At 73.8% G+C, this 8,970-nt stretch carries 9 protein-coding genes; 5 read left to right on the forward strand and 4 right to left on the reverse strand.

From position 1 onward, the window contains the following. Nucleotides 1-17: 17 nt before the first annotated feature. Complete coding sequence (locus G5C65_RS24850) at nucleotides 18-656, reverse strand: NADPH-dependent FMN reductase (RefSeq protein ID WP_165301153.1); 639 nt, start codon at nucleotides 654-656, stop codon at nucleotides 18-20. A gap of 187 nt (nucleotides 657-843) precedes the next feature. Here G5C65_RS24850 and G5C65_RS24855 point away from each other — a divergent pair, with 187 nt between their 5' ends. Together G5C65_RS24855 and G5C65_RS24860 are read left to right on the forward strand one after the other, a co-directional pair. Beyond that, the gene (locus G5C65_RS24855; RefSeq protein ID WP_165301154.1) at nucleotides 844-1,389 is read left to right on the forward strand and encodes a glycoside hydrolase family 25 protein; all 546 of its coding nucleotides are present in this window, start codon (nucleotides 844-846) and stop codon (nucleotides 1,387-1,389) included. 95 nt (nucleotides 1,390-1,484) lie between these two features. After that, the gene (locus G5C65_RS24860; protein WP_241266027.1) at nucleotides 1,485-1,829 is read left to right on the forward strand and encodes a hypothetical protein; all 345 of its coding nucleotides are present in this window, start codon (nucleotides 1,485-1,487) and stop codon (nucleotides 1,827-1,829) included. A gap of 50 nt (nucleotides 1,830-1,879) precedes the next feature. On the opposite strand, the gene G5C65_RS24865 is transcribed toward G5C65_RS24860, so the two are convergent. Next, nucleotides 1,880-3,481 (reverse strand): CoA transferase, encoded by a 1,602-nt coding sequence (locus G5C65_RS24865; protein WP_165301155.1) that lies wholly within the window; start codon nucleotides 3,479-3,481, stop codon nucleotides 1,880-1,882. Between the two features lie 146 nt (nucleotides 3,482-3,627). Between G5C65_RS24865 and G5C65_RS24870 the strand changes: the two genes are divergently transcribed. The 3 genes from G5C65_RS24870 to G5C65_RS24880 all read left to right on the forward strand — a co-directional run bounded on the left by G5C65_RS24870 (nucleotide 3,628) and on the right by G5C65_RS24880 (nucleotide 7,503). Then, nucleotides 3,628-4,737, forward strand: a complete 1,110-nt coding sequence (locus tag G5C65_RS24870) for a WD40/YVTN/BNR-like repeat-containing protein (RefSeq protein WP_338146637.1) — start codon at nucleotides 3,628-3,630, stop codon at nucleotides 4,735-4,737. 307 nt (nucleotides 4,738-5,044) lie between these two features. Further along, a complete protein-coding gene (locus G5C65_RS24875; protein ID WP_165301156.1) occupies nucleotides 5,045-6,001 on the forward strand; it encodes a dihydrodipicolinate synthase family protein in 957 nt (318 codons plus the stop codon). A 110-nt stretch (nucleotides 6,002-6,111) separates the two neighbouring features. Further along, nucleotides 6,112-7,503, forward strand: coding sequence for a sialate:H+ symport family MFS transporter (locus G5C65_RS24880; RefSeq protein WP_241266028.1), 1,392 nt, complete (start codon nucleotides 6,112-6,114; stop codon nucleotides 7,501-7,503). On the opposite strand, the gene G5C65_RS24885 is transcribed toward G5C65_RS24880, so the two are convergent. Beyond that, nucleotides 7,430-8,236 carry a DeoR/GlpR family DNA-binding transcription regulator gene (locus G5C65_RS24885; RefSeq protein WP_206442232.1) on the reverse strand — a complete coding sequence of 269 codons (807 nt, stop codon included), beginning with the start codon at nucleotides 8,234-8,236 and terminating at the stop codon, nucleotides 7,430-7,432. The genes G5C65_RS24880 and G5C65_RS24885 overlap by 74 nt on opposite strands. A 167-nt stretch (nucleotides 8,237-8,403) precedes the next feature. After that, nucleotides 8,404-8,970: class II fructose-bisphosphate aldolase (locus G5C65_RS24890; protein WP_206442233.1), on the reverse strand; the 567-nt coding region annotated here is incomplete at its 5' end.

Genomic DNA, 8,970 nt, shown 5'->3' on the forward strand with positions numbered 1-8,970 from the left:
GGTGGGTGGCCGGACGGTCAGATGCAGTAGGGCCGCGCCGCTCGCGCGCCGCGCAGCGCCCGCCCCCACCAGATGAGCTGGCGGAGCATGGCCTCGGCGGAGCGCGCGCTGTGCTCCCGGTCGGGTGGCGCGAGGAGGTCGAGGCCGACGGAGTCGCGCACCGTGACGGTGTGGAGCTCGGTGAAGACCGTGCGCAGATGGTCCACGGCGTGCCGGCCGACGGAGCGCGATCCATAGGAGACGAAGCCGACCGGCTTGGCTTGCCACTCGTCATAGGCGAAGTCGATCGCCTGCTTGAGGGAGGCGGGGAAGCTGCGGTTGTACTCCGGCGTCACGATGACGAACGCCTCGGCCGACTCGACCCGCTCCTGGAACCGGGTCATCTGCGGTGTCGGCGCTGTCGGATAGCGCTCCGGGAAGTGGAAGTCCGCGAGGTCGACGACGTCGACGGTGAGGTCCTCGCTCTCCCGCGCGAGGCCCGCGAACCAGTCGGCGACACAGTCGCCCTCCCGGCCCTGGCGGGTGCTGCCGACGATCACCGCTACCCGCAGCGGTGCGCCGTCCCACCCCTCCTGCTCGTCCCACTCGTCCTGCCCGGCGTGCTCAGCTTGCTCGCCCTGCTCGGCGTGCCTGGACGGTCCGGATGGCGGGGACATGGCCGCCCTCCTCTCTCGCGTCGTCGCCCGTACACCCTGGGGGCGCGAGATCGCGGCACGCGGTCCGCGAGTTCCGATCTCGCGGGCGCCGGGCCCGCCAGAGGCGGGCCGGCGCAGCGTCGGCGGTGCCCGCTCCGGGTATCACCGGCACTGGAAGGACATACGCACGCGGAGGTGAGGGCCGCGCATGATCAAGGGGATCGACGTCGCGTCGTACCAGCCGGAGGACTACGGCACCGACGGCATGGAGTTCGTCTTCATCAAGATTACCGAAGGGAGGTCGTACGAGAACCCCAAGTGGGTCGCGCAGCGCGGGACCGCGCGCGAAGCCGGTCTCGTCACCGGCTTCTACCACTTCGGCAGACCCGGGAGCATGCGGACGCAGGCCGACTACTTCCTCTCGAAGATCGACCTCGTGCCCGGCGACCTGCTGGTACTCGACTGGGAGGACCCGGGCATCGGCAACGCGGACAAGGACGAGTGGATCCGCTACGTCCAGGAGCAGCGCCCCGAACACAAGGTGCTGCTCTACTGCAACGTCGACTTCTGGCTGAACCGGGACACCACGTCCTTCGCCGGGGACGGGCTCTGGATCGCCCAGTACCACGGCAGTCCGGGCGAGCCCGACATCCGGTATCCCTGGTGCTTCCACCAGTACACGAGCACGCCGATCGACACCAACCTCGGCGACTTCGAGAGCCGTGCGGCGCTGGGCGAGTGGGCGGGCCGCTAGTGCCGTGGCGCCGCGTCCGGGGGAGTCTGTCCGTGCTGCCGGGGAACAAGGGCTGAGGCTCCCGGCCGCGGTCACGGACGGCTACGCTCCCCTGCATGCCGGACGCCAACTCCACCCCCGCACCGCAGGTCCACGACGACGAGGCAGCCGAGGCCGGTGACATACGCCCCGGTCTGACGCCGCGGCAGGCGCGGCGGGTGCGGATCGTGCTCTCCGGGACCGTCATGCTCGGCGTGGCCGTCGCCCTGGCCCTCCGGCTCGGCAGCACGCCCTCCGTGCTGACCGTGGGCTTCTACGGTATGGCGCTCACCCTCTGCGGCACGGCCATCGAGCTCAGCCGCCGGGGGCGCACCCGGGTGGCGACGGCCGTGCTCGGCGTGGGCTTCGCGGTGCTGCTGTCCGGCGAGTGGCTGCTTGGTTTTCCCGGCGGCGGCATCTGACCGCGGGCCCGGCGCGCATCGCGGGGCGCGGGGCGCGCCGGGCCCCGCGGTCACAGCCAGGTGCTCGCGTCCGCGCCCGGTTCGTCCGGTGTGCGGGTCCAGGTGCGCGGGCTGTGCTCCCCGAAGCCGACCGGCGAGCGTACATAGCGCAGACGGCCCAGTGCGCTGTCCGCTTCGGACAGCCAGGGGCCGGGGTCGAAGGGCGGCGCGCCGTCTCCCGGGGCGCCGGTGCCGTCCGCGCCGGGCGTGCCGTCCGGGTCGTGCGGCAGTTCGTGCAGCAGCCACTCCGCCGTACGGGCCAGCGCCAGCCGCACGATCCGGGAGCCGCCCGTACCGGTGCGCTGTTCGGTGAGGGCGCGCAGCAGGGCCCCGGCGAGCAGATAGCCGGAACCGTGGTCGAGCGCCTGTGCGGGCAGGGCGCCCGGCGTGTCGCCGTCCGCGCTCTCGACGCGCGCGATACCGCTCGCCGCCTGCACCAGGCTGTCGAAGCCGCGCCTGCGCTGCCATGGGCCGGTGTTCCCCCATGCGCACAGCTGTCCGACCACCAGTCCGGGCCGGCGGTCCGCCAGTGACTCGGGGGCCAGCCCGAAGCGGTCCAGCGCACCGGGGCGGTATCCCGTGACGACCAGGTGCGCCGAGGCGAGCAGCTCCTCAAAGGCGGCCTGACCGGACCTGCTGGCCAGGTCGAGCACGGTGGACCGCTTGCCGAAGCCCGTGTCGGCGTAGGTGTCGGGGAGTTCGGGGTACCGCGGCGGCTCGATGCGCAGCACGTCCGCGCCCAGCAGTCCGAGCGTACGGGTGGCGATCGGGCCCGCGAGCACCCGTGTGAGGTCCAGCACCCGCAGTCCCTGGAGCCCGCCGGGGCCGGGGCGGCCGTCGAGGGGGAGGGGTCCGGCGCCGTCCAGCCGGACCGTGCTGACCAGGGGAGCGCTGTCCACTGCCGCGTGCTGGGGGTGCTCCTGCCACGCGCCGGGCGTACGGACCGCGACGGCGAGCCCGCCCGCCGCGTACACGCGCTCTTCGACCTCGGTGGCCGCGCGTTCGGCCAGCGCGGCGGCCACCTTCGCCACCAGCGCTTCGGAGGGCTCCGTGGCCGCGGCGTCCAGGCCCAGTTCGACGAGCAGCCGGGCGCGGTGGTGCGGATAGTTGGCGTGGGTGCGCACCCAGCCGTCGGCCGTGCGCCAGAACCGGGACAGCGGTGCGAAGAGGTCCGGGGCGCGGCCGTCGATGCGCAGATGCCGCTCGCTGTGGAAGGCGGCGGCCACGGCACCGTCGTCGACGTGGACCGGCGGCAGGAAGGTGCTGCGCTCCCGTACGCAGGAGAACTCCGCCGCGGCCAGCGAGCACGCCGTCACCGTCCCGGTGGCCAGCTCCCGTACGGGCAGGACGGAGGGGAGCGGTGCCGCGGGGCCCGTGCGGCGGGTGCGGGTGGCGCGGGCCAGCAGCGCGAGATCGCCGCCGAGCGCCGCCCATGCCTGCGCCGCGCCGTCGCCTGCGCCGCCCGTGCCGCCTGCGCTGTCCGTGTACCCCGTGGTGTCCGTAGGGAGCGTGGTGTCCGTAGGGGTCGTGGTGCCCGTGGGGGTCGTGGTGTCTGTGACGTCCGTGCCGGATGCGCCGCCGCTGCCCTCACCTGCCGCTGGAAATTGGTTCATGTGACACATTTTGGCACCGAAGGGGCCGGACCTGGTGACGCGGTCCCGTGCGTGGGCTAGGTTCCAGCGCCATGAGGCGCGAGGGAAACACGAGATCAGTGCGACGGGCGGGGCGTCTGGCGGCCCTCGGACTGTGCGGTGCGGCCGTGCTGACGTCGCTCAGCGGCGGCGCGGCGCAGGCTGGCGGGACCAGCGGTGCGGCCAGCGGCGGGTCCACGGGCGCGACCGGCGGCGCCGAGCAGGCGCGAGCGGCCGGGGCGGCGCCGTGGGCCCGGTCGGCGGGATGGGCGGCCAAGGACACCGGCAGCGAGTCCCGGTTCCGCGGCCTGTCGGCCGTCAGCAGGTCCACCGCGTGGGTCGCCGGCAGCGGCGGGACGGTGCTGCGTACCCGCGACGGCGGCACCCGGTGGCGCGACGTCTCCCCGCCCGGTGCGGAGGGGCTCGAACTGCGGGACATCGAGACCCTCGGCCCTCGGCGCGCCGTGGTTCTGGCGATCGGGGAGGGCGACGCCTCGCGCGTGTTCCGCACCGAGGACGGCGGGGCGCACTGGAAGGAGACGTTCCGCAACACCGATCCGGCCGCCTTCTACAACTGCATGACCTTCTTCGACCGCCGTCGCGGACTGGCCGTCAGCGACCCGGTCGACGGGAAGTTCCGGATCCTGGCCACCCGCGACGGGGGCGCGAGCTGGCACGTCCTCCCGTCCGGCGGCATGCCGGACGCGCGGCCAGGCGAGGCCAACTTCGCCGCGAGCGGCCAGTGCCTCACCAGCGCCGGCAGCCGCGATGTGTGGATGGCCACCGGCGGCGCGGACACCTCCCGCGTTTTCCACTCCGCCGACGGGGGCCGCCACTGGACCGCCACCGAGACGGCCGTCCCCGCCGCCGAACCGGCCCGCGGCGTCTTCGCGCTCGCCTTCCGCGACCGGCGGCGCGGCCTGGCCGTCGGCGGCGACTACCGGCCCGGCGAGGCGTCCCCCGACGCCTCGGCCGTCACGGCGGACGGGGGCGCCCACTGGCGGCGCAGCGCCCGGCCGGTGCCCGCGTACCGCTCGGGCGTGGTGTGGCTGCCGCACTCCCGCGCGGCGGCCCTCGCGGTGGGCCCGACCGGTTCCGATCTGACCTTCGACGGCGGACGGAGCTGGCGCACGTTCGACCGGGGCTCGTACGACACCGTGGACTGCGCGCCGGACTTCGGCTGCTGGGCGGCGGGCGAGCAGGGGCGGGTCGCGCGGCTCGAACCGCGCCTCGGCTGAGGCCCCCTCGACCGGTTCACGCCGGACCCGCCGCCGGCGTCGCCCGGCGCGCCGCGCCGGACCCGTCCCGGGAGCTTCGGCTCCGGACGGGCCCGGCGATCCCGCCGGAACACCGCTGGCCCGCCGGTGCGTTGCGGCCCGCGGCGGGGTGCGCCGGCGGGCCGCACCGGTCCCCGCGCCCCTTCGGGGCACGTCTCCTCCCGCAGCGGACCGTCGTATTGACACGCCTGCGCCGCCGGAGGACATTGAGCTCGGAAACCGGACATCCTACGTCCTTTTTGTCCGTACTCTCGGGGACCTCGCCGCTATGACGCCAGCCTTCGCTCGCCGTCCGCCCGCCGTGCCTCTCACCGGAGTCGTGCCGCCGCTGTGCACACCCCTGACGGACGGCGGGGAGGTGGCCGCCGAGGGGCTGGAAGCCCTGGTCGAGCGGATGCTGACGGCGGGCGTCTCGGGAGTGTTCGTCCTCGGGTCCACCGGCGAGGCCGCGTTCCTGGACGACGCCCGGCGTGCCACCGCGCTGCGGGCCGCCGTCGCCGCGGTGGACGGGCGGGTGCCCGTGCTGGCGGGCGCCCTCGACATGACGACCGCACGGGTGATCGCGCACGCCGAGGCCGCCGCACAGGCGGGAGCCTCCGCGCTGGTGGCCACCGCCCCCTTCTACACCCGCACGCACCCGGCCGAGATCGCCAACCACTTCCGCCGTATCCGGGCCGCCGTCCCGCTGCCGCTCTTCGCCTACGACATCCCGGTCGCGGTGCACACCAAGCTCCCCCCGGCCGTGGTGCTGGAGCTGGCAGGGGACGGCACCCTGGCCGGCCTGAAGGACAGCAGCGGGGACGACGGGGCGCTGCGGCGCCTGCTCGTCGAGCTGCGCACCCGTGGTCTGCTGGACCGCTTCTCCGTGCTCACCGGTTCCGAACTCGCCGTCGACGGCGCGCTGCTCGCGGGGGCCCACGGTGTGGTGCCGGGGCTGGGGAACGTCGACCCGGACGGCTATGTGCGCCTGTGCACCCTGGCCCGTGCCGGGCGCTGGTCCGAGGCCGCAGCCGAACAGGACCGGCTCGCGGCCCTCTTCGCCCTCGTGGACGCCGGCCCGCCGGAGGTGATGGGCCGCAACTCGTCCGCCGTCGGCGCCTTCAAGGCTGCCCTGCACCTCCTCGGCGTCATCGGTTCCCCGGCCACCGCGCCCCCGCAGATCCCGCTGGACACGGCGGCCGTCAAGACGGTCCGCCGGCTGCTGGAGGAGGCGGGCCTGCTGTGAGCCGGGAGCACGCCGGGAACGCGGAGGACGCCCCGGGTGCCGGTCCGGCCCCTGACGGCGCGAGAGCCCCGCGCTGGTACCGCGAGATCTCGGTCCGGCAGTGGAAGTCGATGTTCGCCGCCTGGCTGGGCTATCTGCTCGACGGCTTCGACTTCGTACTGATCACCCTCGTGCTGACGGAGATCGCCGATGAGTTCGGGCTCAGCTCGGTGGCCGCGGCCAGCCTGGTCTCCGGCGCGTTCATCACCCGCTGGCTCGGCGGCGCGATCCTCGGCGCGATGGGCGACCGCTACGGCCGCAAGGCGGCGATGATCGCCAGCATTCTGCTCTACTCCCTCGGCACCTTCGCCTGCGGCTTCGCGTGGAACTACCACAGCCTGTTCGTGGCCCGTCTCGCCATCGGCATGGGCATGGCCGGGGAGTACAGCGCGAGCGCCACCTATGTCCTGGAGACCTGGCCCCGCCGCTTCCGCAACCGCGCCTCCGGCTTCCTGATCTCCGGCTACGCCGCGGGCACCGTGCTGGCGGCCGAGGTCTACAAGCGCGTCGTCCCCGAGCTGGGCTGGCGCTGGATGTTCTGGATCGGGATCCTTCCCGTGTTCGTCGCGCTGTGGGTGCGCCGCGCGCTGCCCGAGGCGGAGGAGTGGCGGGCCGAGGTCGGCGAGTCCGCGGAGCACCGGCCCAACCCCATGGGCCCGCTGTTCGCCGACCGCCGCCGCGCCGTGGTGAACACGGCGCTCGCCGTGCTCGCCTTCGCCGCCCTCTTCGGCATCTTCACCCCGCTCGCCGGCGGTCTGACCCTGCCGCTCTCGCTCGCCGCCGCGGGCTGTCTGCTCGCCTTCGCCGCCCAGCTCGGCGGGCGGCGAGGCTGGCTGCTCTACATCGCGCTCACCTTCACCGTGTTCTGCGCCTTCCTCTACTCCTGGCCCATCCAGTCGCTGCTGCCCACCTATCTCAAGACCGAGCTGGGCTATTCGGCGGGCCAGGTCACGGACGTGATGTACTACGCCGGGTTCGGGACGATGGCGGGCTGCTGGCTCGCCGGGTTCGTCGGCGACTGGCTGGGCACCCGCCGCGCCTACGCCCTCACCCTGCTGGCCTCCCTCGCCCTCGTCTTCCCCGTCTTCGCCGTGCGGGACAGCCTGGTGGGGCTCGGCATGCTGCTCTTCGCGCTGCTCGCACTGAGTCAGGGGATCTCCGGCATCCTCCCCAAGTACATCGCGGGCCACTTCCCGGTCCGCACCCGCGCCGCCTCCCTGGGGTTCGTCTACAACACCGGCGCTCTCGGCGGCGCCGTCGCGCCCGTGCTCGGCGCCCGGCTCGCGGAGGGGATGACGCTGGCGCAGTCCCTGGCGCTGCTGACCTCCGGACTGACCACGGTCGTGATCGTGCTGGTCGGCTTCAATGTGCCGCACCGGCTGGCGCGGCTCATCGACCGGGAGCGGGAGGAGGACCATCTGCGGGAGCAGGAGCCAGCTCCAGACGCATCCCCTGCCGGATGAACTCCTCGCCCGCCTCCCGCGTCATCCCGCTGTCGGTCAGCAGCGTGCCGAAGAGCTCGGGCCCGCCGATCCGGGCGAAGCACCGGGTGCCGATCTTCGAGGAGTCCAGCACCAGGACCGACCGTGCCGCGCGCTGTGCCATCAGCCCGTTGATCCGGGCCTCCGCCTCGTCGTGCACGGAGGCGCCCGTCTGCGCGTCCAGGCCGTTGGCTCCGATGAAGGCGATGTCCACGGTGATCTGGTGGAGCATCAGCTCGCTGAACGGCCCGGTCAGCTCGAACGAGCGTGAGTGTGCGACACCGCCCGTCAGCACCGTCTTGATCTGCGGGCGCACGGCCAGCTCGTTGGCGATGTTCAGGGCGTTGGTGACGATGGTCAGCCGGGGCTGCGGACCGGGCTCGGCGAGGTCGGGCCTGCTCACCAGGGCGCGGGCGATCTCGGTCGTCGTGGTGCCGCCGCTGAGGCCCACCACGCTGTCCGGCTCGACCATCGCCGCGGCCGCCTCGGCCAGCGCCGCCTTCTCCTCGGTGCGGTGCCCGTGCTTGTAGCGGATGGGGAGGTCGTAGGTCACGGCACTGAGCACGGCTCCGCCCCGGGTGCGGGTGAGCAGCTGCTGCTGGGCCAGCGCGTCCATGTCGCGGCGCATGGTGGCGGCGGAGACCTCCAGGGCGGTGGCCGCCTCCTCGACGTCGAGGCTGCCGCGCTCGCCGAGCAGCTCCAGCAAGGCGTTCATGCGTTCGTGCCGCTTCACTGCGTGTGCCTTTCCGGGTTCCGACGGTGGGCCGTTCCGCCCGGACCCGTCGGCAGGGACTCGGGTGGCGGCCCCAGCATGCCAGGTGTGGCCAAGGCATGCGTGCCCGGCGGCGTCGGGGAACCCGTGCCCGGGGTGGTGCTCGCCGGTCACGGCACGCGCGGGGCGGCCAGCACCCCCAGGAGCCGGGCCGCCTCCCGGGTCACCGCCTCGCGTGCGGGGGCCACATACTTCCGCGAGTCCACCAGGGCCGGGTCGCTGTCGAGGGTGTGCCGCACCTCCCGGGTGAAGACCGAGACCAGATGGGTGGAGACGTTGATCTTCGTCATGCCTGCCGCTATCGCCGCCCGCAGCTCGTCGTCCGGCACCCCGGAGGAGCCGTGCAGCACCAGCGGCACGGGCAGCGCCTCCCGCAGCCGCCGGATCAGCTCCCGGTCCAGCACGGCGGTGCGCTCCCGCATGGCGTGCGAGGAGCCCACCGCGACGGCCAGCGCGTCCACCTCCGTGGCGCGGACGAACTCCGCGGCCTCGCCCGGATCCGTGCGCACCCACGGCGCGTGCGCCCCGTCCTTGCCGCCGACCTCGCCCAGCTCCGCCTCCACGAAGACGCCCCGGTCGTGGCACCAGGCGGTCAGCTCGGCGGTGGTGGCGACGTTCTCCGCATAGGGCAGGGAGGAGGCGTCCACCATCACCTGTCTCTTATACAAATCTGAAAC

This window comes from Streptomyces boncukensis, from assembly GCF_011045075.1.
In the GTDB taxonomy this organism is placed as follows: domain Bacteria; phylum Actinomycetota; class Actinomycetes; order Streptomycetales; family Streptomycetaceae; genus Streptomyces; species Streptomyces boncukensis.